Origin of the sequence: Ferrimonas marina, from assembly GCF_900129905.1 — a bacterium.
In the GTDB taxonomy this organism is placed as follows: Bacteria; Pseudomonadota; Gammaproteobacteria; order Enterobacterales; family Shewanellaceae; genus Ferrimonas; species Ferrimonas marina.
Genome location: NZ_FQXG01000001.1, coordinates 169,817 through 193,839, shown reverse-complemented (window position 1 = coordinate 193,839; position 24,023 = coordinate 169,817). Strand labels below are relative to the sequence as shown.

The 24,023-nt window shown below is 61.4% G+C and carries 24 protein-coding genes; 8 read left to right on the top strand and 16 right to left on the bottom strand.

All coding sequences use genetic code 11. The annotated features are described in order from the left end of the window. Positions 1-23 precede the first annotated feature (23 nt). The 4 genes from BUC04_RS00895 to BUC04_RS00875 form a co-directional block, all read right to left on the bottom strand. Positions 24-344 (bottom strand): hypothetical protein, encoded by a 321-nt coding sequence (locus BUC04_RS00895; protein ID WP_067654210.1) that lies wholly within the window; start codon positions 342-344, stop codon positions 24-26. Between the two features lie 820 nt (positions 345-1,164). Continuing rightward, the gene (locus BUC04_RS00885) at positions 1,165-1,446 is read right to left on the bottom strand and encodes a hypothetical protein (protein WP_067654207.1); all 282 of its coding nucleotides are present in this window, start codon (positions 1,444-1,446) and stop codon (positions 1,165-1,167) included. A gap of 29 nt (positions 1,447-1,475) precedes the next feature. Beyond that, positions 1,476-2,168: a tRNA (adenosine(37)-N6)-threonylcarbamoyltransferase complex dimerization subunit type 1 TsaB gene (tsaB, locus tag BUC04_RS00880; protein ID WP_067654204.1), complete on the bottom strand. Its 693-nt coding sequence runs from the start codon at positions 2,166-2,168 to the stop codon at positions 1,476-1,478. Next, positions 2,168-4,078 carry a DNA repair helicase YoaA gene (locus BUC04_RS00875; protein ID WP_067654202.1) on the bottom strand — a complete coding sequence of 637 codons (1,911 nt, stop codon included), beginning with the start codon at positions 4,076-4,078 and terminating at the stop codon, positions 2,168-2,170. The genes tsaB and BUC04_RS00875 overlap by 1 nt, the downstream gene beginning before the upstream one ends. A 368-nt stretch (positions 4,079-4,446) precedes the next feature. On the opposite strand from BUC04_RS00875, the gene hisG reads away from it, so the two are divergent. The 8 genes from hisG to hisIE are packed head-to-tail and all read left to right on the top strand — an operon-like array spanning position 4,447 to position 11,618. Further along, positions 4,447-5,346: an ATP phosphoribosyltransferase gene (gene hisG, locus BUC04_RS00870; RefSeq protein WP_067654200.1), complete on the top strand. Its 900-nt coding sequence runs from the start codon at positions 4,447-4,449 to the stop codon at positions 5,344-5,346. A gap of 12 nt (positions 5,347-5,358) precedes the next feature. Then, positions 5,359-6,645: a histidinol dehydrogenase gene (hisD, locus tag BUC04_RS00865; protein WP_067654851.1), complete on the top strand. Its 1,287-nt coding sequence runs from the start codon at positions 5,359-5,361 to the stop codon at positions 6,643-6,645. After that, the gene (gene hisC, locus BUC04_RS00860) at positions 6,642-7,781 is read left to right on the top strand and encodes a histidinol-phosphate transaminase (RefSeq protein ID WP_082766520.1); all 1,140 of its coding nucleotides are present in this window, start codon (positions 6,642-6,644) and stop codon (positions 7,779-7,781) included. The genes hisD and hisC overlap by 4 nt, the downstream gene beginning before the upstream one ends. Then, the gene (gene hisB, locus BUC04_RS00855; protein WP_067654198.1) at positions 7,781-8,884 is read left to right on the top strand and encodes a bifunctional histidinol-phosphatase/imidazoleglycerol-phosphate dehydratase HisB; all 1,104 of its coding nucleotides are present in this window, start codon (positions 7,781-7,783) and stop codon (positions 8,882-8,884) included. Before hisC ends, hisB begins: the two co-directional genes overlap by 1 nt. 10 nt (positions 8,885-8,894) lie before the next feature. Beyond that, complete coding sequence (hisH, locus tag BUC04_RS00850) at positions 8,895-9,497, top strand: imidazole glycerol phosphate synthase subunit HisH (protein WP_067654196.1); 603 nt, start codon at positions 8,895-8,897, stop codon at positions 9,495-9,497. Continuing rightward, positions 9,494-10,246, top strand: coding sequence for a 1-(5-phosphoribosyl)-5-[(5-phosphoribosylamino)methylideneamino]imidazole-4-carboxamide isomerase (gene hisA, locus BUC04_RS00845; RefSeq protein WP_067654194.1), 753 nt, complete (start codon positions 9,494-9,496; stop codon positions 10,244-10,246). Before hisH ends, hisA begins: the two co-directional genes overlap by 4 nt. Further along, complete coding sequence (gene hisF, locus BUC04_RS00840) at positions 10,228-11,001, top strand: imidazole glycerol phosphate synthase subunit HisF (protein WP_067654192.1); 774 nt, start codon at positions 10,228-10,230, stop codon at positions 10,999-11,001. The genes hisA and hisF overlap by 19 nt, the downstream gene beginning before the upstream one ends. Next, entirely contained in the window at positions 10,998-11,618 is a 621-nt protein-coding gene (gene hisIE, locus BUC04_RS00835) for a bifunctional phosphoribosyl-AMP cyclohydrolase/phosphoribosyl-ATP diphosphatase HisIE (RefSeq protein WP_067654190.1), read from the top strand. Before hisF ends, hisIE begins: the two co-directional genes overlap by 4 nt. Before the next feature lie 68 nt (positions 11,619-11,686). On the opposite strand, the gene BUC04_RS24070 is transcribed toward hisIE, so the two are convergent. The 12 genes from BUC04_RS24070 to BUC04_RS00780 all read right to left on the bottom strand — a co-directional run bounded on the left by BUC04_RS24070 (position 11,687) and on the right by BUC04_RS00780 (position 23,245). Then, positions 11,687-11,851, bottom strand: a complete 165-nt coding sequence (locus tag BUC04_RS24070; protein ID WP_169799572.1) for a hypothetical protein — start codon at positions 11,849-11,851, stop codon at positions 11,687-11,689. Positions 11,852-12,003: 152 nt separating this feature from the next. Further along, positions 12,004-12,480 (bottom strand): acyloxyacyl hydrolase, encoded by a 477-nt coding sequence (locus BUC04_RS00830; RefSeq protein WP_067654188.1) that lies wholly within the window; start codon positions 12,478-12,480, stop codon positions 12,004-12,006. 203 nt (positions 12,481-12,683) lie between these two features. Continuing rightward, the gene (locus BUC04_RS00825) at positions 12,684-13,076 is read right to left on the bottom strand and encodes a hypothetical protein (RefSeq protein WP_067654186.1); all 393 of its coding nucleotides are present in this window, start codon (positions 13,074-13,076) and stop codon (positions 12,684-12,686) included. A gap of 62 nt (positions 13,077-13,138) precedes the next feature. Next, positions 13,139-13,546 carry a nuclear transport factor 2 family protein gene (locus BUC04_RS00820; protein ID WP_159437643.1) on the bottom strand — a complete coding sequence of 136 codons (408 nt, stop codon included), beginning with the start codon at positions 13,544-13,546 and terminating at the stop codon, positions 13,139-13,141. Positions 13,547-13,681: 135 nt separating this feature from the next. Further along, entirely contained in the window at positions 13,682-14,080 is a 399-nt protein-coding gene (locus tag BUC04_RS00815) for a hypothetical protein (protein ID WP_143165485.1), read from the bottom strand. 150 nt (positions 14,081-14,230) lie between these two features. Next, entirely contained in the window at positions 14,231-14,470 is a 240-nt protein-coding gene (locus tag BUC04_RS00810; RefSeq protein WP_067654180.1) for a DUF7661 family protein, read from the bottom strand. Between the two features lie 40 nt (positions 14,471-14,510). Further along, a complete protein-coding gene (locus tag BUC04_RS00805) occupies positions 14,511-14,918 on the bottom strand; it encodes a hypothetical protein (RefSeq protein WP_067654178.1) in 408 nt (135 codons plus the stop codon). A gap of 269 nt (positions 14,919-15,187) precedes the next feature. Continuing rightward, positions 15,188-16,243: a ribosome small subunit-dependent GTPase A gene (gene rsgA, locus BUC04_RS00800; protein ID WP_067654176.1), complete on the bottom strand. Its 1,056-nt coding sequence runs from the start codon at positions 16,241-16,243 to the stop codon at positions 15,188-15,190. A 278-nt stretch (positions 16,244-16,521) separates the two neighbouring features. Next, on the bottom strand, positions 16,522-16,833 hold the full coding sequence (locus BUC04_RS00795; RefSeq protein WP_067654174.1) for a DUF2149 domain-containing protein: 312 nt from the start codon (positions 16,831-16,833) through the stop codon (positions 16,522-16,524). 10 nt (positions 16,834-16,843) lie between these two features. After that, positions 16,844-17,356: a MotA/TolQ/ExbB proton channel family protein gene (locus tag BUC04_RS00790; protein ID WP_067654172.1), complete on the bottom strand. Its 513-nt coding sequence runs from the start codon at positions 17,354-17,356 to the stop codon at positions 16,844-16,846. A 13-nt stretch (positions 17,357-17,369) separates the two neighbouring features. Next, positions 17,370-21,287, bottom strand: coding sequence for a cobaltochelatase subunit CobN (gene cobN / locus BUC04_RS00785; RefSeq protein ID WP_067654170.1), 3,918 nt, complete (start codon positions 21,285-21,287; stop codon positions 17,370-17,372). After that, a complete protein-coding gene (locus tag BUC04_RS00780) occupies positions 21,287-23,245 on the bottom strand; it encodes a TonB-dependent receptor plug domain-containing protein (protein ID WP_067654166.1) in 1,959 nt (652 codons plus the stop codon). The genes cobN and BUC04_RS00780 overlap by 1 nt, the downstream gene beginning before the upstream one ends. Between the last annotated feature and the right edge of the window lie 778 nt (positions 23,246-24,023).

Below are 24,023 nucleotides of genomic sequence, written 5' to 3'. Positions count from 1 at the left end.
CTCCTCTGCATTGCCACTGGTCGTTACGAACCGGCAGGATCTGCGGTCATTCGGCTGTGGCATTGATCCCATTGCTGTTTGTTGTCCCGCGCCATCACACCGGTAACCAGGGCTCCCGCCGCCACCAGGGGCCAGGCCCCTGCCGCACCGGCGGCAACCGTCAATCCCAGTGCCCCTTGAGTGCCCAGGTTGTACTGAGGCGCTGTGCTGTAGCAGTTGTCCCGCTCGCTGGACAATGAACCCATCGGTTGCCCGGTGCTAAGGGGCATCGTCCCTTCACTGGCTAACGCCGGGTTCAACAAGGCAACAGCAAGCATCGCCGGAAAGAGCAAATAGGGCTTCATCGACCTATGCTCCTCTCAACAGGCTCGGCTAGCTGACTCAGCATCCAGTGCGCCGCTTTCATCTGCTGCTCGATATTCGCAGGCGTTGCTGCTCGAGCGGGCGCCGCGACCGACACCAGGCGGATCGGTTTACCCTTTGCCTGGCCTTGCACTGGCATGGGCTCTGCTGTCTCAAGGCGAAAGGCCGCTTGCCTTGGCGGTGAGGATGGCTGTTGCGTTTCGTTTCTCATCATCAGGTTCTCGTATCCCGGGCCCTCCTTGGTCCCATGGGTAATCGTCAGTTGCTTTGGCCTATTTGGCGCTGTTGCCAGTGCGAATGCGCACGTCGCAGCCTTCACACCTTGTTGCAGGTCGATAGCCGACCCGGGGTTTCGGTCGCCACCGGAGGCCGCTAAGGTCGGCAAACCACCGAGTAATCCAGGTCATAGTGCAGTCTCCTCAACTTCCATCTTGCGGCTGCTCAATGCAGCAGCAACAGGTCAGCACCACGCAACCGAAACGCACCAAAGACCCTTTTAGGCTACGATTCGTTGCTTTTGGTGGATTATAAGCATTATCGCGCCGAAGAGAAGAGAGTCGGTGGTGGATGTTGTCGGCAATGAGAGCCAGCTCACAGGCTTTGACTGCCAACGTCACCGAGAAGTGAGATGCATCGACCGAACGCTTGGATAATCGGCAAGCACAAACAGTCGCTTAGGCGTAATGAAAGAGTGAACCAGAGAGTGCATCGGTCAAGACTAGCTAGCGCCGCAGGGCAAAAGGAGGTAAAGCTGGATGAGGAAGCCAGGTTCAGCGGGCACACCCTGGTGCCCGAACTGGCCTAGACGTAGAGGTCGACGCCCACCATGCGCTGCAGCTGGTTGCGCAAACCGTCGTCGGCAATGGCCTGGTACTGGGCCAGGCCGGGGTGGAAGGGGCGGTCTTGATGCAAGCGGTCACGGCCATTATGCCAGGCCTCCCAGCCCTGGGAGTCCTTGGGCACCACCAACGAGGTGCCACTGACTGGCGCCAGCGCATCCAGCTTAACCCGCTCGCCGTTGGCATCGCTCTTAACCGGTTTGTGCTCCCCGGGATTAACCGGGCTCCATCCAATCGGCTGCATCAGTTTTGTTTCCTTGGTTTACCGGGGGATCATTCCCGACCCGGCAGCTTCTTCCAGGCCACCTCGTTACGCAGGTAAACAGGCTCTACCTGCTCCAGCGGCAGGGCCTCACCGGCTTGCCACATCGCCTGGGCCAGCGGCAGCATCATCTGCGCGGTGGGCAGTCGGCATCGTGCATCGAACTCGAGGCGTTCATCCGCCAGCAGTTCAGGGTAGGTCTCAAAGCCGGTCCCCACTGCCACCACGGCATCGCCTTGCAGCTGCCATTGGGCCATAGCGTCTTGCGGCTTGAGTACCCGCTCCTCGCCCACCAGCGTCGCCAGACCATCTTTGGCCACGAAATGACCAAGATACACCTCTCCCATCCGGGCGTCGATGGCCGCCATCACCTCTTTGGCACCCAGGTCAATCGCCCCCTGGGCCATGGCGGCCAAGTTGGAGATGGGCAGCACCGGCAGGTCGGCACCCAACGACAGTCCCTGCATCATCGCCGTACCGATGCGGATCCCGGTAAAGCTGCCCGGCCCTCGGCCAAAGCCGATGGCGCTCACCTGGTTCAGCGTTAAACCCGCCTGCGCCAACAGATCGTCCACCATGGGCAAGATCTTCTGGCTGTGCTCTCTCGGCGCTTCTTCAACCTGGGCGTAGGTCTTGCCCTCATGGTGCAGCGCAGCGGAGCAGTTTTCGGTGGCGGTATCGATAATCAGGATGGTGTTGGACATCAAATCTCTCTCAAAAGGGTCAGGGCCTGGTCGAGATCCCGGGTTCGCCGCATCGGCGGCAAGCTGGACAGGAAGGTACGGCCATAATGGCGGTGTACCAGACGGGGATCGCAGATCACCAGCACCCCTCTGTCCTGTTCGCCCCGGATCAATCGACCGGCACCCTGTTTCAACGCGATCACCGCCTGGGGGATCTGCACCTCGGCAAAGGGATCCGCCCCCCGCGCCAGGGCGGCGTCGGAGCGGGCTTTCACCAGGGGATCGTCAGGAGAAACAAAGGGCAATTTGTCGATCAGTATACAGGAAAGGGCTCGGCCTCGAACATCCACCCCCTCCCAAAAGCTGGCGGTGCCCAGCAACACCGCGTTGCCCAAACGCTGGAACTTATCCAGCAAGGTCCGCTTAGAGCCCATCCCCTGCACCAGGATTGGCTGGCTCAACCGGCGGGACAGTAGCGCCCCCACCTCGTGCATCACCCGGTAGCTGGTAAACAGCAGGAAGGTGCGGCCATCGGCGGCCTCCACCAACTGCTGCGCCACCTGGGCCAGGGCGTTACTCACCTCAACCCGGTTGGGCTCCGGCAGGTAGCGAGGCACGCACAACAGGGCCTGGTTGGGATAATCAAAGGGGGAATCCAGCGCCAACTCCTCGGCGTTGTCGATCCCCATCTGCTGGCAGAAATGGGCGAACTGCCCCGCCACCGTCAAGGTAGCCGAGGTAAACAGCCAGCTGGCGGGATAGCCCTGGTAAAACTGCTGGCACTTCTCTGCCACCGACAGCGGGCAGGACCGCAGCACAAAGTGACCGCGGTGAAGCTCCAGGGTCATGGACTGCCCCGTAGGCTGACGAAAGCGGTCCAGCCGGTCGAGTAGCGGCGCAATACGCTCGAATACGTTATCCAGCATCTCGTCCCGACTGAGCTGGCTTTGTGCCACCCGCTGGGCAAAGGCCAACGCCTCATGCAGCTGGGCCAGATGGGTATTCACCGCCGGTGCTTGCAGCAGCTGAACCCAGTCGGTGCTGCCGATTTGTTCCAACAGCTCGTAGAGATCGGCACAGGCCGCGTCCAGGCGCTGGGCGGCACTATGCAGTTGGCGGCAATCCCGCAGCGTGGTGTGGTATGCCCGGCTCATCTCCCGGCTGATGTCCTTGAGCTGTCGACTGGACAAGCTTTCGGCAAAGTGGCTTAACGCCACGTCCGGCAACTGGTGAGCCTCATCGAATACGAACAGCTGGGCGCTGGGCAGGATCTCACCAAACCCGGTTTCCTTCAGGGCCATGTCGGCGAAGAACAGGTGATGGTTGATCACCACCAGATCTGCGTCGGCCGCCTTGGCCCGGGCCCGATGCAGGCAGCATCGGTCATATTCCGGGCATTTCTTGCCCAGGCAGTTTTCGTTGGTGGAGCCGGCCATCGCCAGTGCGGCGCTGCCCTCAGGCACCGAGTTGAGCTCGGCGAAGTCACCGCTGATGGAGCCGTTGGCCCAGGCGCGGATGCGCATCAGGTGATCAACCAGTTCCGGATCCTGAGGCAGATCCGCCAGCCGACGTCCCAGGTGGTAATGGCACAGGTAGTTGGCCCGCCCCTTTAGCAGCGCCACCTTAGGCGGCATGGAAAGTAGCGACAAAATGGCGGGAAGATCTTTGAAAAAGAGCTGATCTTGCAGATTTTTACTGCCGGTGCTGATCACCGCTTTGCGACCACTGAGCAGGGCGGGAATAAGGTACGCAAAGGTCTTACCGATGCCAGTACCCGCCTCCGCCACCAGGGTTGCCCGTTGGTCAATGTTGCGGGCAATCGCGGCGGCCAGCTGTTGTTGCACAGCCCGGGGGCGGAAGCCCACCACCCCTTGCCCCAGCAGGCCCTGCTCCGATAGCGCCAGCGCCACCTCTTTTTCTAATCGACTCATGGGGTTTCCAAACAAAATGCCCGCGCATTATGCCATAGATGGCAGGGGGATCCGCGGCGATAGGCAGAAAGATCCCCTGTCAGCGTTGTGACAAAAATGTCGTAAATGAGCGGTTGCAATGACTGACGCTCTGTATTAGCGTTAAACCCAAGCATACAGATGCATAACCAATCAGATTAGGAAGACCAACCACGATGATCATTCGCAGCGGCGCTTTTCACCATCACCACCATCATGTGACGCGGTAGCCCCTGCGACATCGCTGGTGGCTGCCGTAACGGCGCCGCCAGTGGTTCGAGTCAAGAGAAGACAAAACCCCTGGCCCAAGCGCCGGGGGTTTTTCGTTTTAGGCATTAAAGGAACTAGTAATCATGACTTCTCAAAGACTTAGAATCGCAATCCAAAAGTCCGGTCGACTCTCTACCGAAACCCAGGCGCTGCTTAAAGCTTGTGGCATGAAGCTCAACCTGCGTGAACAACGGCTGATCAGCCACGTTGAGAACATGCCCATCGATATCCTGCGGGTGCGGGATGACGACATCCCTGGCCTGGTGATGGATGGCGTGGTCGACCTGGGCTTTGTCGGCGAGAACGTACTGGAGGAGGAGCGTCTGGAGCGCGAGGCTAAGGGCGACAAGGCCGAGTACAGCGTGGTACGACGGATGGATTTTGGCGGCTGCCGCCTCTCCCTGGCCGTCCCTGAAGAGTTTGATTACGCCGCCCCGGACTCGCTGCAAAATTGCCGCCTGGCCACCACCTACCCCTACCTGACTCAACGCTTCCTCAAGGAGAAAGGGGTCGACTGCTCTACCGTGATGCTCAAAGGGTCAGTGGAGGTCGCCCCCCGTGCCGGCCTGGCCGACGCCATCTGCGATCTGGTCTCCACCGGTGCCACCCTGGAGGCCAATGGCCTCAAAGAGGTGGAGGTGATCTTCCGCTCCAAGGCCACCCTGATCCAGGGCACCCGCGGCCTAAGCGAGGAGCAGCAATCCCTCATCGACAAACTGCAGGTGCGCATCAACGGCGTTATCCAGGCCAAGGAATCCAAGTACATCATGCTGCACGCCCCCAAGGACCAGGTGGAAGCGATCATCGCCCTGCTGCCCGGTGCTGAGCGCCCCACCATCCTGCCGCTGGCCGATGACCAGGGCCGGGTGGCGCTGCACTCGGTCAGTAGCGAAAACCTGTTCTGGGACACCATGGAAGAGCTCAAGGCCCTGGGTGCCAGCTCCATCCTGGTGATGCCGATTGAGAAGATGCTGGGGTAAACCATGACCTTGATGACCACCCTGGATTGGAACGCCCTTTCCGACAGCGAGCGCCAAGCCGCCCTGACCCGCTCCGACATCGTCACCGACGAGGCACTGGGCAGCAAGGTGGCTGAGATCCTGGCCCAGGTGAAACAGGGCGGTGATCAAGCCCTGGCCGAGCTGACCCAGGCCTTTGACCGCCGGGAGCTGGGCAGCGACTGGGCCCTGGGGCCGGCAGAGATGGCCAGTGCCGCCGAGCGCCTCTCGCCAGAGCTGAAAGCCGCCATTGACCAAGCCATCGACAACATCCGCCGCTTCCACCAGGCCCAGCAGCCGCAATCGCTGCGCCAGGAGGTGGCTCCCGGGGTGGTATGTGAACTGCGCAGCGAGGCGATCGAGAAGGTGGGGCTCTATGTCCCAGGTGGCAGCGCGCCACTCATTAGCACCGTGCTGATGCTGGCCCTGCCCGCCCAGATCGCCGGCTGCCAGACCCGGGTGATGGTGACGCCGCCGCCGGTAAACGACGCCATCCTCTACGCCGCTGACCAGTGTGGTATTGATACCATCTTCACCATCGGTGGCGCCCAGGCCGTGGCCGCACTGGCCTACGGTACCGAGACCGTGCCTAAAGTGGACAAGATCTACGGCCCGGGCAATCGCTTCGTCACCGAGGCCAAGACCCAGGTCAGTCAGCAAGGCACCGCCATCGACATGCCCGCCGGCCCCTCCGAGGTGTTGGTGATCGCCGATGGCCAGGCCAACCCGGCCTTTGTTGCCGCCGATCTGCTGTCCCAAGCCGAGCACGGTGAGGACTCCCAGGTGATCCTGGTGACCGACAGCGCTGAACTGGCCCAGCGGGTGGCCGAGCAGGTGGAGGCGCAACTGGCCGAGCTGCCCCGCGCTGAGATCGCCCGGGTAGCCCTGAGCCAAAGCCGCACCCTGCTGGCACAGGATCTGGCCGAGGCCTGCGCCATCAGCAACGCCTACGCGCCGGAGCACCTTATTGTGCAAACTGCCGATCCCCGAGCCCTGCTGCCGCAACTGCGCGCCGCCGGCTCCATCTTCCTCGGCCCCTGGACCCCGGAATCAGTGGGAGACTATGCCAGCGGCACCAACCACGTACTGCCCACCTACGGCGCAGCACGCACCGTTTCCAGCCTTTCTCTGGCGGACTTCCAGCGCCGCTACACCGTGCAAGAACTGAGTCGGGAAGGCCTGGATGGCCTGGGCCGCACCGTGATCACCCTGGCCGACGCCGAAGGGCTGCAGGCCCACGCCAACGCCGTTGCCATTCGACTGCAGGAGAACCAAGGATGACCCCTAAGCAACTGGTAGACCGCCTGGTCCGTCCGGAGATCGCCGCCCTGGTCCCCTACGCCTCGGCGCGTCGAGAGGTCAGCGGTGGCACCGTCTGGCTCAACGCCAACGAATCCCCCTGGAACAACAGCACCGTGGTTGGGGTGAATCGCTACCCCGACTGCCAACCGCCGCGCCTGCGCAGCGCCTACGCCAACTACGCCGAGGTGGCAGAAGAGCAGGTGCTGATCACCCGCGGTGCCGACGAGGGGATCGATCTGCTGTTTCGGGCCTTTTGCCGTCCGGGTCAGGACAAGGTAAGCAGCTGCGGCCCCAGCTATGGCATGTACGCCATCAGTGCCGCCACCAACGCGGTGGACTGCGAGATCCTCGACTGGCAAGGCGAGTACCAGCTGCCGGATGATTTTGCCCAGCGCTGCCAGGACAGCAAGCTGGTGTTTGTCTGCAACCCCAACAACCCCAGCGGCACCGTGCTGGCGCCGGAGCAACTGGAAACCTTGGCGGGCCAACTGCCCAACAGCCTGCTGGTGGTGGACGAGGCCTACATCGAGTTCTGCCCGCAGCAGACCCTGGCCAAGGCCATCGACCGTTGTCCCAACCTGGTGGTGCTGCGCACCCTATCCAAGGCCTTCGCCCTGGCCGGTGCCCGCTGCGGCTTTGTCCTGGCTAACCGGGCGGTGATCGAGACCCTGGAAAAGGTGATTGCGCCCTACCCGGTGCCGGAGCCGGTGGCCCAACTGGCACTGGAGGCCTTGAGTCCTGAGGGATTAAAGCGGATGCAGACCCAGGTGGCCCAGCTCAACGCCCGCCGCGATGCCCTGGCGCTGCGACTCTCTTGCTACCCGGGTGTGCGCCGGGTGCTGCCCTCCAAAGCTAACTTCATCCTGTTCAAGATTGATCACGCCCGCGCCCTGTACGATGCCCTGGTGGCACAAGGCCTGCTCATTCGGGCCTACAGCAACCCGCAACTGGGTGACTGGCTGCGCATCAGCATCGGCAGCGACAGCGAACTGGCCCAGGTTGAAACCGCACTGAAGAGTGCCAGCCGGGAGCTCAATGCCAAGGCCCAGTCTCAGCAACCCATTGATCGTGATACCGCCCGAATTCTCGCCAAAGCGCGCAAGGAGACCCTCTGATGTCCCAAGATTTTTCTCAACTCGTGCCCAAGGCGGTGCGTCAGCCCATCCTGTTTATCGACCGCGACGGCACCCTGGTGGAAGAGCCGCCGGTGGACAAACAGCTGGACCGACTCGACAAGCTTAAACTGGAGCCGATGGTGATCCCGGTACTGCGTCAGCTGCAGCAGGCCGGCTACCGCCTGGTGATGGTCTCCAACCAGGATGGCCTGGGCACCGATAGCTTCCCCCAAGCGGATTTCGATGCCCCTCACGACGCCATGATGGCGATCTTTGAAAGCCAGGGGATCCGCTTTGACGAGGTGCTGATCTGTCCTCACTTCGATGAAGACAACTGCAGCTGCCGCAAGCCCAAACTGGGTCTGGTCCAGTCCTACCTGGTAGAGGGCAAGGTCGACTTTGAACGCTCCTACGTCATCGGCGACCGGGAAACAGACCTGCAGCTGGCCCAGGGCATGGGGATCCGCGGCATCCAATACGATCCGGTACAAAACGGCTGGGAGGCGATCGCCCAACAGCTCACCGGTCAGGACCGTACTGCCATGGTGCGCCGCACCACCTCAGAGACCGACATCCAGGTGGGCGTCAACCTCGATGCCCGTGGCCCGGTTGAGATCGACACCGGCATCGGCTTCTTCGACCACATGCTGGATCAGATCGCCACCCACGGCGGCTTTGCCCTGCAGCTGAAGATGAGCGGCGATCTGGAGATCGACGATCACCACAGCATCGAGGACGCCGCCCTGGCACTGGGCCAGGCCCTGCGCGAAGCGTTGGGAGACAAGCGCGGTATTGGCCGCTTTGGCTTCTCCCTACCGATGGACGAAACCGAAGCCCACTGCCTGCTGGATCTGTCCGGCCGTGCTTACCTGGTGTTCGATGCCCAGTTTGAGCGCGACGCCGTCGGTGGCCTCTCCACCGAGATGGTGCCCCACTTCTTCCGCAGCTTCGCCGATGGCCTGGCCTGCACCCTTAACCTCAAGGTGGCCGGCAACAACGAACACCACAAGGTGGAGGCGCTGTTCAAGGCCCTGGGCCGCACCCTGCGCCAGGCGATCCGCAAGGAGGGCGATGCCCTGCCCTCCTCCAAGGGCGTACTCTGAGGAGAAGACCATGACCGTCATCATCGATACCGGCTGTGCCAACCTCGCCTCGGTGCGCTTTGCCCTGGAGCGATTGGACGCCAACCCCGTCATCAGCGCCGACGCCAACACCATCCTCAGCGCCGAGCGGGTGATCCTGCCCGGGGTGGGTTCCGCCCAGGCCGCCATGGCCCAACTGCAGCAGCGCGGCCTGCTCGAGGTGCTGCCCAAGATCGACCAGCCGATGCTGGGGATCTGCCTGGGGATGCAGCTGCTGGGTGAGGCCTCCGAGGAGGGCGCGGTGGAAGGCACCCCGACCGCCCTGCCCGGCCTGCTGCCCTTCACCACCGAACGCCTCCAGGTGGGCGACCAGCCTCTGCCCCACATGGGCTGGAACGCCATCACCCCCATCGACCACCCGCTGTTTGCAGGCATCAATCCCGGGGACTACGTCTACTTTGTTCACAGCTACGGCGTGGCGGAGGGTGAACTGACCCTGGCCAGCTGCGACTACGGCCAGCGCTTCTCCGCCTCGGTCGGCCGCGGCAACATCATGGGGGTGCAGTTCCATCCCGAGCGCTCCGGTGCCGTTGGCGCCCGCATCCTAAAGAACTTCCTGGAGTACCCGGCATGATCATCCCGGCCATTGATTTGATTGGCGGCAAGGTTGTCCGCCTGGAAAAAGGCGATTTCAACGCCGTCACCGAGTTTGCCTACGACCCACTGGAGCAGCTTACCGCCTACCAGGATGCCGGCAGCGAACTGCTCCACCTGGTAGACCTGGACGGCGCCAAGGATCCCAACAACCGCCAACTGGCTACCATCGAGCAGTTGGTACAGAACCTCAACGCCCCAATCCAGGTGGGTGGCGGGGTGCGCAGTGAAGAGGACGTCAAAGCGCTGCTTAAGGTCGGTGTGGCCAAGGTGGTGATCGGCTCGCTGTCGGTCAGCCAGCCGCAGCGGGTTGCCGGCTGGATCCAGCAGTACGGGCCGCAGGCGATCACCGTGGCGCTGGATGTGCGGCTGGACGGCTCATGTGAAGAAACCGGGGGTGAGCCCGAGGTGCTGACCCACGGCTGGCAAAAGGGCTCCGGCAAGGCACTGTCCGAGGTGATTGCGCCGCTGCTGGAGGCTGGCCTGACCGACGTACTCTGCACCGACGTTGATCGCGACGGCATGCTCACCGGCCCCAACGTGGCGCTGTACCAACGCTTGATCGGCCAATACCCCACCATCCGCTGGCAAGCCTCCGGTGGCATCGCGGAGCTCAAGGACCTGTCGGATCTCAAAGCAATCAATATCGGCGGCATCATCATCGGCAAGGCGCTGTTGGCCGGCCGCTTCAACATCGAGGAGGCGCTGGCATGCTGGCAAAACGGATAATCCCCTGCCTGGACGTGCGTGATGGCCAGGTGGTTAAGGGCGTGCAGTTTCGCAACCACGAGATCATCGGCGACATCGTGCCCCTGGCCGCCCGCTACGCCGCCGAGGGTGCCGATGAACTGGTGTTCTACGACATCACCGCCAGCGCCGATGGCCGCACCGTCGATAAGAGCTGGGTGGCCCGAGTCGCGGAGCAATTGGACATCCCCTTTTGCGTCGCTGGTGGCATCAAGACCATCGAGGATGCGCAGAAGATCCTGGCCGACGGTGCTGACAAGATCTCGGTCAACAGCCCGGCACTGTCGGATCCGGACCTGGTCAACCGACTCAACGATCGCTTCGGCCGCCAGTGCGTGGTGGTGGGCGTCGACTCCTGGTTTGATGAGCAAACCGGCCGCTACAAGGTGAAGCAGTTCACCGGCTCCGAGGCCTCCACCATCGAGACCACCTGGGACACCCTGGATTGGATCCAGGAGGTGATCAAACGGGGTGCCGGCGAGATCGTGCTTAACGTGATGAACCAGGATGGGGTGCGCCAGGGCTACGATGTAAAACAACTGGCGGCAGTGCGCGAGGTCTGCTCCGTACCGCTGATCGCCTCCGGCGGCGCCGGCACCATGGCCCACTTCACCGAGGTGTTTCAGCAGGCCCGGGTGGACGGCGCCCTGGCCGCCTCGGTCTTTCACAAGGGGATCATCCCCATTCCCGAACTCAAGCAATACCTTTTACAACAACAGGTGGTGGTACGCCCATGAGCAACCCGAACAGTATGGAATTTGACGTTCAACGCATCGACTGGGCCAAGATGGATAACCTGGTGCCCACCGTGGTGCAGCACCATCACAGTGGTCGGGTTTTGATGGTCGGCTACATGAACGACGCCGCCTTGAGCAAAACCCTGGAGACCGGCCAGGTCACCTTCTTCAGCCGCTCCAAGCAGCGACTGTGGACCAAGGGCGAGTCCTCCGGCAACGTGCTCAAGCTGATCACCCTGGGCAACGACTGCGACGGCGATGCCATCCTGGTACAGGCAGACCCCATCGGCCCCACCTGCCATCTGGGGGTGGAGAGCTGCTTCGATGACAGCGCCAATCAGCCCTTCCTGGCCAAACTGGCTGCGGTGGTCGCGGCTCGCCGGGATGCTCCCGCGGATTCCAGCTACACCGCATCGCTGCTCAAGGGCAATCCGCGCCGGGTGGCACAAAAGGTTGGTGAGGAGGGGGTTGAGGTTGCCCTGGCCGCCGCCACCAACGACCGGGAGAACCTGATCGACGAGGCCGCCGATCTGCTCTACCACCTCACCGTGTTGCTGGAACAACAGCAGGTGCCGATGAACGAGGTGGTGGCCAAGCTGGCCGAGCGCCACAAGTAGTCCATTCGGATAGAAAGCAAAACGGCGCAGCCCCTATCGGGCTGCGCCGTTTTTTGTGGCGCTTATGGCTAACTGCGTTTGGGCCGGCGAAACAGTCCCACCCAGAACGCCAGCTCCAGGGCGGCGCCCAGCAGGATCAAAGCCAGAGCACCGGTATGGCTCCCTGCGACGTAGCAGGCGATGGCACACACCAGCAGCAAACTCAGCAGCAAGAATCGATTAAGTCTGGTCATGTAAGTTTCCCTTTATCATGAGCTCAAGTATGAACGATTCTCGCCGGATCTCTTGTTTCCCTACAGCAGATCAGACGAAACGACTTTTGCAACAGCCACTTAACCAAGGTTGCTCGACAGCTGTCAATCCCCCATTGGGCCAACGCCCGGGGCTAGAACCGGTAAACGACCTCCAACATGTGAAGATCGGCTCCGGTGGTATCCGGGCCATTCACCCCCGCATCCGAATAGTGCTGAAAGCGGTAACCCAGGCCCCATTGCTTGTAGATGGGAATGCGCAAGCCGGCCGTCAGGGCAAACTGAAACGGCCCGCCAAAGTCCTGGACCCCAAACTGGTGCCGGCTGAACAGGGCAAACCCCGCCCCCAGGTCCAGCTGGAACCGGCCATCCTCGCTGCCAAAGGTGATCTCCGGCACCGCCGATACCACCAGGGCAGTCTCGCCCGCCCCACGCAATAGGCCGACGCTAAACATCACCTCAGAGCCAATGCCCCAGCCACCGTCGGAATAATAATCCCAGGGCAGCAGAAAGTTTGCCGCCACATCGTAGGCATCAAACTCCTCGGGGGCGTCGTCGCCCAGTACGGTTTGCTCCGACAGCCGAAAACGAGCACTGACGTCCTCAAGCACAAGCCAGTCCTGAGCCGCTACCGGCGTCGAACAAAGCAGAGCGCCCACCACCGTGGCCTGAAGCCGTTGCCTCAGCCTGTGTTCGCCTCGGGTTTGACCGCTTGCCGTGTTTTCCATCATGGCTGCCTGCCCCGCATTGCTTTGACTCTCAGTGTAGGTGAGCCTGATTGCCGTCTAGCGAGTAGCCAGACGAGCCATTCGACTCACAGGTAGCTACGACCCTTGTACCCCAAGTGGACCAGCACCACCAGTGGGATCAGCAACAGCGCCGTATCCCAGTTCGCTACAGGAAGCAGGGTTTGCACTGCCACGCCCACAATGGCGATGGCGCCACAACCCAGCCCCCACCGTAGCCACAAAGGTGAGAGCCAAGGGGCGGTTTCACGAAGCAGGGCCCATAGCAGTGACAGGCACGCACACAGGCCGAACAGCCCCAATACCACCAGCAACACCGAGGCCAGGGCGCCAACCTCGCCCCGAACTACTTGGGCCAGGTTATTGGGAAAGAAATAGAGCCCTGCGGCCAGCAGTAGCACCATGGGCAGAACACCGAGCAGCGCCCCGACACCCAGCCAGATCTTTGCCTTAGAACCCATCGAGCCTCCCGCTCGCTGCCCGGGCGTGATGTCTGGGAATGGCGCCATTGGCGCACGCCAGGCTAGTGGCCATAGCTGACCACCCGATGGATCTTCCACTGCTCACCATCCCGCTTCCAGATATGAAGAAACTCAAAGGTGCCGCAGTCCATGGTGCCCTCCACCGGGTGACAGAAGCGGTGTTTGCCGGTCTGAATGGCACCGAGCTCCTTCACCGGATAGACCTTGAGTGACCCCTCAATCAGGGTGCGCTCAAGCCCCAGGTTGCGTTGGCAATTGTTCCGCGTGGCCTGCATGGTTTGCTCAAAATCGCTTAAGCCCGACAGGTCATGGTAGAACTCCAGCCAGGGGGAGAACATCTGCGCCATCGTATCGATGTCACAGGCGTTGAAGGCATCAAAGAAGCGCTGGTCCTGCGCTTTGATTTGCTCAAAAAGGTTCTCGTCGGCCATCGGCGCCGTGGTCGCCATAGACGCCATAGACGCCAAGAGCAGCGCGACGGGCGCTGCCTTTCGGTATTGCGATAGAGAAAACCGCCCTTTCCCACTCATTGCCTCGCTCTCCTGCTGTTGATGTCGCGCTCAAGTGTGTGCCATCACTTCACACTAACTATCCCAATCGGGGTTGTAGCCCGGGGCCGAGCGCAATCGCTCCTCATAGGGGCCTGGATAGTCGGCATAAAATATCAGCAACTCATCCTCACCCATTGAGTCGCTCAGCTCACTAAACCACTGCACGTAGCTTCGGTTTGTCGCGTCTTGCTTCGGCTTGTCCAACTGATAATGCTCGATAAAGCGCTGGCAGAGCTGCTCAAGGCTATCGGTGTCGACCGACCAATCCAGCGGACCACTGTCCTGAACAGTGTCGGAAACGAGTACCTTGTCCGTTGGCCATGAGCCGCCTTTCATCTCGCCGATTTCGAAACGCCAGAACAGGCCGGAGGGCGACATGCCGGAGTAGAGATACAGCTGGGTGTAGCCCCGTTGATGTAACAACGAGACCATCCTTACGATTCTTTGAGGCAGTCGCGCCATATTCTCTCCTTGGGATCCCGCCAAGCTGATGCCTAACCTGGCTATTTGAACTCAACTCACAAGCCAAAACAGCAGTTCAGTGCCGGGCTGGCAGAGCCACTCGCCGTGACATTGCGTGCGTCAATCTTCCCCGTCGCTGGGCGGATTAAGCCAAGTTACGCCGGGATGACGTTCACTGGCCCACTCATGGTAAAGGTCAGCGAGATAGCGACTGAGTTGCGTCTGCGCCAGGTCAGCAGGAATCACCACATCATAAACACGCGCCCGCAGACCCGACTCCGAATCCCGGAACAGCTGCCACTCCTCACCAACCCGCTTTACCGACATCCTTCGACCAAACACATCAAACAAAAGATACACGCATCCATTCCTTCTCAGCTGAGAGACAGGTGCTGCCCGGTCAGGGCTTGCGACAGGTCGCCATGTCCTTGGACAGTTCCGTCACGAACACGCCGTCCTTGCCAAAGTATCGGTACACCATCTCCACCCCAAGATCGACAAAGGTGTTCAGTCCGGCATTACTGCACAGCGGACCGATTACCGTCTCGGCCAATGCCTCCTCCAGTCTGTCGACATCCAACTCATCCGCGCTGTAATTCACCAGGGTGTTGTTGTAGACCATGAGGTTTCTGACGGTGGTCACCGAGTCCAGCCGGGTTTCTTCATCCAGTTCCATCGGCAGTCCTGCGTTCATTTCGACCACGGATTGAGACAGCGCCACCGACAGCTCTCGTTCAAACGGTGTCTGGCCTGCGCTGGCAACCAGCGGTGCAACAGCCAGGACAACACCGGCTACATAACCTTTCATATCACCTCCACTGTGAATACCCATCCAGTTCCCTTCCATCGGTTTTCGAGCTACCAACCAAGGGCTTGGTAGCGCGATGACAATCACCAACTTACGGGGACAGACTGATAGCCGCAATAATTAACTGGATCAGAAGGTTAGAAATAAAGCTGGGGGGTAAAAAACGTATGTGCCGCTCAATTTACCCGGTCTCAACCGGGCACAAAAAAAGCCCCATTACTGGGGCTTTTTGATTAATCGCTTTTCAACAGACAAGGCACGGAGAACAGCTATCGGTTGCCCTTCTGGGAACGGCGGTGGTTCTGGACGCTGCGGTACATCTTACCCAGGTCCTTATCCCGTGCCCGACGCTGAGCCAAAGTTTCGCTGTTGTGGGCCTGCTCTCGAAGCAGTTTGCGATAGCTGGCCAGACGGCGGGGGTCGAGTTCGCCTGAGGCCAGTGCTGCTTGAACCGCACAGCCGGGTTCGTTGTCGTGCTGGCAATCGGCAAAGCGGCACTGCTCGGCCAGCTGGGTGATCTCGGAGAACACCTCGCTGACCCCCTGCTCGCACTCGGTCAGTTGCAGCTCCCTCATTCCAGGGGTATCCAGCAGCCAGCCGCCCTGCCCCATCCGGTGCAACGAGCGCCCGGTAGTGGTGTGACGCCCCTTGCTGTCATCCTCACGAATGCCGCCGGTGGCCAGGGTTTCCTGCCCCATCAAGGTGTTCACCAAAGTGGACTTGCCCACACCGGAGGAGCCCATCAGCGCTAGGGTCTTACCGTTGCCACACCAGGGGGCCAGACGCTCGATCACCTCGTCGGACAGGGCATTGACCGCCTCAACCATCAGCAGCGGATCCAGCCTTTGTGCCTGACGGGTCAACTCGTCAGCATCATCGCAAAGATCGGCCTTGGTCAGCACCAGTATCGGCTCCACCTCCGCTTCCCGCGCCAGTGCCAGGTAGCGCTCGATGCGGTTGAGGTTAAAGTCGTCGTTGAGCGAGCTGACGATAAGCAGGGTGTCGACATTGGCGGCAATCAACTGCTCACTCAGACCAGGGCCTGCGGCCTTACGGCGAAACAGGCTTTGTCGCTCGAGCAGCGCAGCGAACCGCTCGCCATCAAGCAGCAGCCAGTCGCCCACGGCGATCTCCGGCATGTTGGGCAGCACCGGGATCTCGGCCGAGCCCTGCTCGGTCAGCAGCTCGACCCGGTTTCGATGTACCGCGGTGACTCTGGCGGGACAGTATTCCCACTGCTCCAGGGTCAGTTGTTGTTGAAAAAAGGGTTTCCAACCCAGCGTGTTCAGATTCAGCTCGGTGGATTCAGTTTGGTTTGGGATCATTGTTCTTCCCGGACTATTAGCGTGTTATTACTGCGCTGGCATCGGCCATGCGCACTGGGGTCCGGGCCTTGGCGGATCAACGCGGGGCGTGCTCCGCAGCCCGGTTACGCTTTACCACAATCATCAAATCTCTCCTTCGGTTATGTTCTCTATTCGGCGGCGATGATAAGCCCTTTGCCAAGCAGGGGCAACGGCCAGAAAAAAGCTCCCTTGTTTCCAAGGGAGCCTTGATAGCTTAGTGCTGCGGCTTAAGCTGCAGCGGTTTAAGGTGCAGCGGCTTAGGGGTTCACCCCCTCCGCCGGCACATAGATCAGGCGGCCATCATCCAGCTGATAGGTTTGCCCGGCCACCACACCAGTCCCCTCACCAATCTCGCTGGTGGACTCGTAGCGGGTCAGGGTCTCGCCGTCCTTGATGGTGATGGTCATGTCCGCCTCACCGGGGTTCTCAATGATCATCACATTGTCCTGATTGAGCGGGTTGTTGATGTTCATCGCCATCAGGACGGCAATCACCACCAGAAAGAGATCCACCAGGTTAACCACCGACAGGATCGGGTCATCCGCTTCATCGGATTCGAGAAAACGCATGCTCGGCTCCTCAGGCGGCTTTGGCCGCGGCGGCCGGGGTCAGGTTCGCCTGCTCGCGGCCGCGTTCAATGGCACGCAGCTCCTCCAGCAACCAGCGGCGGCGGATGGTCATCACCCAGAAGGTGATGGAGGACGCCACCAAGGCCAGGATCACCGCCGAGAAGGCCACCACCATCTGCGACGCCACCTCATCACCGCGGCCATCGCCCATGGCGATCAGGGCCGGACCGATGGCGATCATGGTGGCCACCAGGCCCAGCATCGGGGTGATGCGGCTGACCATGCGCAGCATCTCCAGTGCCTTCATAATCCACAGCTCGATGTCATCCAGGGCGATGGTCGGCTGGTTGCGCACCAGTTGGCCGAGCCGGGACACATGCTTGGGCGAGCGACGCTGGGCGCACTCCACCACAAACTGACCCGCGACAAACAGGGCGTACACCATGGACGCCAGGATAAGCACCATCACCGGCAGCATAAACAGGCTGGCGAACTGGTACAGGAAGCTCTCAAATTGAACCATTACTCATTCACTCTCAGTCACGTTTTCTGAGGGTGCGCTGCTGGCGAACCTGCGCCAGCATGCCTGCACCCACAATCATCATCAGGAAAAGGGAAACCAACAGCGCCGTCCGATCCGGCAGAGCCGCCAGCTCAGTGGCCGGCACCTCCACCATCTGGTAGCCGCTGACGCTCTGTCCGCTGCTGCCACCGGCCCCGGCTCCCAGGCCAAAGCCCGCTGCGGCGGTATCGATAAACTCTTGGGTCTTGTTGGCAGCCTGGTGGTACTCCACCATCTCCGCCAACTCGCTATGACGCTCCACCAGGGCCTGCAGGGTGGCTTCATCCGCCTCCCAGTAGTCTTTGCGGATCGCCTCGGCCATGCGCTCGAGGATCTGCATCTGCGCCGCCGGCTGGTGCTGCTCGAACCATTCGTTCAGACCCAGCTCGTGGCGGTCTTCAACAAAGGTGTCAAACATCGCCTGCCACTGGTCATCCCGCACCGTTTCTGGCGCAGTGACCTGCCAACCAAACAGGTTGTTAGTGACGTTGAGCATCTCCACCGCTCCGGCGTAGCCCTGCTCCTGCATGGCGCTGATCCACTGGGGGTTGAGGTAGCGGGCCCGCAACTCCTCGCTGAGCATCCGATCCACCGACACCATCCGTGACTGGGGCTGACGCAGGTCGCTGATAAACAGCTGCGGTGCCTCGCCCCCGGCGGCGCGTACTGCCGCCGACAAGCCACCCAGGTACTCAAACGGGTGATCGGTGGAGAGCAGGCCATGCAGACGACTGGTCCGCGCCATCACTGCTACGTCCACGTCCTTGAGCTGCTCGGCAAACAGATTGGTCTCCTCCAGCTTCTCACCCCATAGGGCGCTGCCGTAGGCGTACTGCAGCCGGTTCAGATACTGCTGACCCAGCTCAAGATCGTCCTCCCACTCGGTGGAGTCGATGGCCAGATCGTTGACACCACTGCCGTAATCCCCGGGGGCATTGCTGAACAGACGCAGGGTGGCAAGCTGCCAGGCCCGTTGTGTGTCAACGCCCTGGGCCTCCAACTCGGCGGCCAGCGCCAGGCTGGAGCGGCGCAGCGCATTGTCTTCATCCAGTGCGGCAATCTCCTCGATGGCACCGGACAGCAAGCGCATAAAGCCATCAAACTGGTCCCGGTAGACCGAGGTGATCTGAAGCACCACATCCAGACGGGGCCGCTTCAGCTCCGACTCGGGCAATACCGTCATTGCCACCACTCGGCCACCGCGATCCCACACCGGCTCGACCCCCAGGGCATGCAGCACCTGGGCCTCCAGCAGACCAAAGTGGCGCTGGGTTTCGCCGGCCCACAACGAGAACGCCAACTTCTCAGGCAGCGCCTCTCCCTGATCGGTGGCATCGGCCTGGGCCGCCAGCAAGGCATCCAACTCGGCTTCCGCCGCACGGAAGGCTGCGGGGGTTGGCACCATCGCCGGGTCAAAGCCATACAAGTTGGTGCCACTGGTAGCCTGGGGCTGGCGCAGGGGATCGCCCCCTAAGCCGGCTTTGACAAAGCCACCGCGCAGTGCCGTCATCAGCGCCGGGATCTCATGGGTCTCGGTCAGCCAGATAAAGCGTTCGCGGGCTTCCTTTTGCCACTGCGGCAGCACCGGTGCCAGTTGGCGGGAAGCCTCAGCCCCAAGCTCATCCAATAACACCGCCTGCAACCATTGAACCGGTTCGCTCTGTGCCAGCGCCTCCGGTGGCTGACTCAGCAGCTGACCCGGGGTGAGGTCAAACTCGGCATAAAACTCCTCGCCCAGTTGCTGCAGCACAGTCAGCAGGCGGTGCTCCACCTTGGCTGGGTCACCAAAGTGATGCAGCCCCAGGGGCACGGCAGAGGCGGCAATCAGGTCCACGTGGTCACGCAGGGTCTCCAGCTGCTGATCCAGGCGATCATCCAGATCGATATCCTGCTCGGCCAATGCCTCATCCATTACCTCCGCCTCATCAAGAGCCAATCCCAGGTCCTGATCAAAGCCGTGCTCCCGTACCACCTGGCGCAGTTGCTTGCCCACCTCGATGCGCAGCGCACCTTCGGCCTGCTCAAACTGATCCATCAGTTGGTTCAGCTCGATCAGCTCGCTGTACAAGCCCGCCGGGCCGAAGGCCGGAGCCTGATGGCTGACGATGGTGGCACGGCCACGGCGCTTAGCCTGTAGCGCTTCGGCCACGTTGTCCTGGATGTAGGGATAGACCACCGGCAAGCCACCTAAAGTCAGCATCGGGTAGTCGTAGGCCCATAAGCCGCGATCCTTGCCCGGGGTCCACTCCTGGGAGCCGTGGGTACCCAGGTGTATCAGTGCGTGCATCTCCTGCTGCAGCCACAGGTACACCGCCAGGTAGCGGTGATCCGGCGCGGTTTTGGTGTCGTGCACCGCATGGCCGCCCTGCTGAGACAGCTCCGCCGTGCGCGGCGGTTGGGGCAGGATCCAAAGATCGTCCAAGCCATAGGCGGGGAAGGCAAAACCCAACTGGCCATTATGCTCAACCAGGGCTGAGTGATTGGCCGCCGGGCCCCACTTGCGATTGACCTCCCGCTTCACCTGGGCAGGCAGGCGCTCAAACCAGATGGCGTAGCGGGTTAGCGGCAGGAACTGGGCATGGCCCGATGCCAGCAGCTCGGGCAAACGCTCGGTCTGGTAGTAGCCGGACAGCAGTTCCTTGCCCATGGCGATCACCGCTTCCTCATTGGTCTCGGCCACCGAATAGCCCGCCTCGTTCAGTGCTGATGCGATCTTATCAATACTGACCGGTACGTTGAGGTGGCTGGCGGAGAGGTTTTCCGCCCCGGCCGGACTGTTGTAGAACACCAGCGCCAGGCGTTGCTCGCTCACCGGAACGGTGCGCAGCTGATGCAGCGCGTGGATCCGTTCGGTCAACAGACGCAGCTGCTCTGGGATCAATTGCGGCTCGCCCCCCACACCGGCATCTGATTGCGCCCACAGCACCAGCGGATCGCTCATGCCCCAGGACTCGGGGCCGGTCACCAGTGCGGTCAGTGAGTGCGGCGGGATGGCGCTGTCGACACGGCGAAACTCCGCGATGGTATCGGTAAAGCCCAGGGCACTCATCATTGGCACACCCAGGGCTTCGAGCTCCGCCTTACGGGCGTCGCCGCCTTGCAGGTGAGTGGTGTTAAGCAGCGCCGTGGGCTGGTGCTCAGCCCAGATCCGACTCATGCCATCGGGATCGTTGGCATCGAACCAGTAGATTACCGGACGAATACCCGCATCGCTGATGGCCTGGTGCAGGTCATCCAGCTCGCGCAGCTGCATGTTGACGATGCTGGCGCGGCTGATGATGACCCCCAGCAGAGGCTGCTCCGTTACGCTCAGCCTTTCTAGGGTCTGCGCCTCCAGGTGCTGTGCCAGTGAGTCATGCCAGCCGCCCTGGTGGTAGATCCCCTGCTCCGGCACCGGCTGGGCCTCGGCAATGGCCATAAAGTTGTCGCCGGACTGCCAGGCCGCAACGGTCTGGAACAGACGTTCAAAGTTCAGCGCGGTGCCGTGGCCGTAGTAACCGAGCAAACGCCCCATTAGCGGGCCAGGCAAGCCATTGGCCACCGGCGGCCCGCCGCCGACCATCAGGAAGGGGCGCTCCATTGATTCGGTGTCCACCATCGCCTGCACCCGCTGCCGGTCCGGGAAACGTGGGGTATCGAAGATCACCAGATCCGCGTCTTGCCATTGGACAGGATTCAGCTCCGGGGTACGGTGATAGCGCAGGGTCACGCCTTGCGCCTCGGCCATCTGGGTCATGCGGACATACTTGTCCTCCGGCGGGAAATCGGTGGTGAGGATCACCACCTCTGCCGCCACGGCCACTGGTGCCAGCAATGGGCTGATCAGGGCCAACGCCCCGATCAGCACCGACCCTGCTGCAACCCGTATGCGTTGTCGCAGTGAGGCCATCATTAGAATTCCCAGCTGGCGTTGATGTAGAAGCGGCGGCCCGGCTCAACGTGGTTGAACAGCGCGCTCTTCTCCGGCAGGTAGACGTCGGTCAGGTTGGCGCCGCCGATGTTGAGGCGCAGATCCTCACGAACGTGCCAGCTGGCGTTGAGATCCACCAGGGTGTAGCCCGGCAGGGTCTGGCCCTCCTTCATCTGCTCACCGATGTAACGAACCCGCGGGGCCAGTGACAGCGCGTCGTTCAAATCCCAGCGCAGGCTGGCACCGGCACGCCAGCGGGCTTTGCCTTCAATTAACTCGTCGGCATCCAGATCCTTGGCATCCAGGAAAGTGGCGTTCATATCCAGCACCAGATCGCGGGTCAGATCGGCACTGAGGTTGGCTTCCACCCCCTGCAGGCGGGCAGAGTCGATGTTGAAGTACTGGGAGGTCCAGCGGCCAGGGCGCTCGCCCGGGACCGGGCAGTCCTCGATGCAGACGATGCCAATCAGGTTGGTGACATCGTTGTAGAAGCCGGTCACCTCCATGTTCCAGCGCTCACCCAGGTAATGGGCGGACAGCTCGTAGGCGGCGTTCTCTTCCGGCTTCAGATCTGAGTTACCGATGAGGTCAAAGGGCCGATTCATCGGGTTACTGAGGTAGTCATCCGACAGCTGCTTCAGTGACGGTGCCTTGAAGCCCTCGCCGTAGCCCCCCTTGATCACCCAGCTGGCGCTCGGCTGATACACCAGGTAGGCACGAGGGGTGGTGTGGGTGCCAAACTCGTCGTGGTGATCAACCCGTGCGCCCAGCAACAGGTTGAGGTTGTGGGTCAGAGCGATGTCATCCTGGAAGAACACGGCACCTTGCGAGGTGGAGGCTTCCCCCTCGGCGTTGACCGCCGGATTCACCAGGGTTTGATGGAAGAAGCTGCCACCAAACACCAGGCTGTGATCCATGCCGAACAGGTCGCGGTCCATCTGGACGTTACCCTCAACCATAGTCTCGTCGATGTCGTTGGGATCGTTGATCTCGGAATCCGGCAGGGAGCGGGTGTTCTCCTGGGAGAACTGGGTATGGTAGACCCGCAGCTCGGTGCCACCCCAGGCAAAGTCGCCGTGGTGGGCGGCGCTGACACGGAAGGTATCCACCTGGTCGGTGCTGCGATCGGACAGATCGCTTTGCTTGTCGATGATGTCGTACCACACCTCCTGCTGGGTGCCTTCCAGACGCAGGCTCAGGGTGTGCTCATCATTGACGTGGTAAGCCAGACGGGCGTGGGCGGTCAGTGACTCGTTACCGGCCAGATCGGACTCCCGCTCATCCAGACGACTGGCCACATCGTCGTTGTACATGTAGCTGACACCCACATCCAACAGCAGACGATCCGGGATCAATGCGCCACCGGCGTTCACCTGCACGCTGCCATTGCCGCTGCCAGAGTGCGCCTCGGCACCACCGGTAACGGTCAGCATGCCGCCCCACTCGTTAGAGGCGGGCTTGGTGATGATGTTGACCACACCACCCAGGGCATCGGAGCCATAAAGCGCCGACAGTGGCCCCTTGATAACCTCAATGCGTTCAATCTGGTTGGGGGAGATCCCCTGCATGTCGAAGTTGGCGTGGCCAATCAGGGTATCGGCGCCGGACATCCGCTCACCATCGAGCAGCACCAGAGTCTGGGTGGTATCCAGGCCACGGATGGAGACCCCTTTCTTACCCTGGCCCACGTCCTCAACCTGCACGCCAGCGATGTTATCCAGCACGTCAGTCAGGTCCCGGTAAGGCACGGACTCGATCAGTTCTCGATCGATCACCGCCACGGTGGCCGGCGCCAGCGCCACGCTCTGAGCTCGGGTACTGGCAGTGACGACCAATACTTCATGATCGGCATCCGCCAGGTTCTGTTCGGCGTTGTCCGCCAAGGCGGCGGGCAGGTAAAGGCCGGCCGCAACGGCCAGGCTGATAGAGCATTTTTTCATTGTTTTGTACTTAGAATTACTGCATTAACACAGGCCCTGCAGAAAACAGATTCCACAAAGCTGGGCCAGCCCGAATCAACGGGGGCCAAAAGGGATCTACTGCAACACCGTGGCTGGCGCAGGCACGCACGCCCAGGCTTACCGGCGGCCGAGGTTGTCAGCGGCAGGCAGGCCAAAGGGGCGACGTCATAACGCACGGCATCAGGGGCGCGAGCAGATCAGGGATTGTTTTGGTCAGGCAGTAAAACGCGGTGGACCGCGACTGGAGGGTTCCAGCGCAGGGATGCGATGCAGGGGTGCCACCACCGGTCGATAGACCACAGCCATGGGGCGCTGCATCGGCAATACAAAGGCAAAAGAGAGAGTGCTGTCTCGACTGTAATCCACCAACAGCCCGGGTAGACAGGCGTTGTCGGCGTGGGAGTGCAGATCATGACCGTGGTGATCATGATGATGATTGCCGAACTCGAAGCCCAGCCCGTGAAGATACTCCTCAAGCGCGATCGTCTGAGCCGTCTGGCTGATCAGACAGGTCCAAAGCACCAACAGTAATGCAAGACCACGCGTGGGATTCATCTCAAAAACAACAAAATAATGAGGCGCGTCATTAGACCTGAGAGGGGGTCGAATTTCAATATCGGCAATGTTGCGAGTTGTTACGGGATAGGGGTGGCAGAAAGACGGTGAGACGCTTGTTCGCTCTTTTGAACTGCTCTAGTATCGCGGGCTCGGCAGGTACCCCTGTCGGGGTGCCGTCGCATTGTCGCGGCCGTGCAAA

Coding starts and splice junctions, on each gene's coding strand:
- hisC (WP_082766520.1), top strand. CDS start 6,642: ATGACCCCTAAGCAACTGGTAGACCGCCTGGTCCGTCCGGAGATCGCC.
- hisH (WP_067654196.1), top strand. CDS start 8,895: ATGACCGTCATCATCGATACCGGCTGTGCCAACCTCGCCTCGGTGCGC.
- BUC04_RS00815 (WP_143165485.1), bottom strand. CDS start 14,080: ATGGTCTCGTTGTTACATCAACGGGGCTACACCCAGCTGTATCTCTAC.
- BUC04_RS00885 (WP_067654207.1), bottom strand. CDS start 1,446: ATGCAGCCGATTGGATGGAGCCCGGTTAATCCCGGGGAGCACAAACCG.
- hisIE (WP_067654190.1), top strand. CDS start 10,998: ATGAGCAACCCGAACAGTATGGAATTTGACGTTCAACGCATCGACTGG.
- BUC04_RS00805 (WP_067654178.1), bottom strand. CDS start 14,918: ATGAAAGGTTATGTAGCCGGTGTTGTCCTGGCTGTTGCACCGCTGGTT.
- cobN (WP_067654170.1), bottom strand. CDS start 21,287: ATGATGGCCTCACTGCGACAACGCATACGGGTTGCAGCAGGGTCGGTG.
- BUC04_RS00820 (WP_159437643.1), bottom strand. CDS start 13,546: ATGGCGACCACGGCGCCGATGGCCGACGAGAACCTTTTTGAGCAAATC.
- BUC04_RS24070 (WP_169799572.1), bottom strand. CDS start 11,851: ATGACCAGACTTAATCGATTCTTGCTGCTGAGTTTGCTGCTGGTGTGT.
- BUC04_RS00795 (WP_067654174.1), bottom strand. CDS start 16,833: ATGCGTTTTCTCGAATCCGATGAAGCGGATGACCCGATCCTGTCGGTG.
- rsgA (WP_067654176.1), bottom strand. CDS start 16,243: ATGATCCCAAACCAAACTGAATCCACCGAGCTGAATCTGAACACGCTG.
- BUC04_RS00780 (WP_067654166.1), bottom strand. CDS start 23,245: ATGAAAAAATGCTCTATCAGCCTGGCCGTTGCGGCCGGCCTTTACCTG.
- hisF (WP_067654192.1), top strand. CDS start 10,228: ATGCTGGCAAAACGGATAATCCCCTGCCTGGACGTGCGTGATGGCCAG.
- BUC04_RS00875 (WP_067654202.1), bottom strand. CDS start 4,078: ATGAGTCGATTAGAAAAAGAGGTGGCGCTGGCGCTATCGGAGCAGGGC.
- hisB (WP_067654198.1), top strand. CDS start 7,781: ATGTCCCAAGATTTTTCTCAACTCGTGCCCAAGGCGGTGCGTCAGCCC.
- BUC04_RS00790 (WP_067654172.1), bottom strand. CDS start 17,356: ATGGTTCAATTTGAGAGCTTCCTGTACCAGTTCGCCAGCCTGTTTATG.
- hisA (WP_067654194.1), top strand. CDS start 9,494: ATGATCATCCCGGCCATTGATTTGATTGGCGGCAAGGTTGTCCGCCTG.
- tsaB (WP_067654204.1), bottom strand. CDS start 2,168: ATGTCCAACACCATCCTGATTATCGATACCGCCACCGAAAACTGCTCC.
- BUC04_RS00825 (WP_067654186.1), bottom strand. CDS start 13,076: ATGGGTTCTAAGGCAAAGATCTGGCTGGGTGTCGGGGCGCTGCTCGGT.
- hisD (WP_067654851.1), top strand. CDS start 5,359: ATGACCACCCTGGATTGGAACGCCCTTTCCGACAGCGAGCGCCAAGCC.
- BUC04_RS00895 (WP_067654210.1), bottom strand. CDS start 344: ATGAAGCCCTATTTGCTCTTTCCGGCGATGCTTGCTGTTGCCTTGTTG.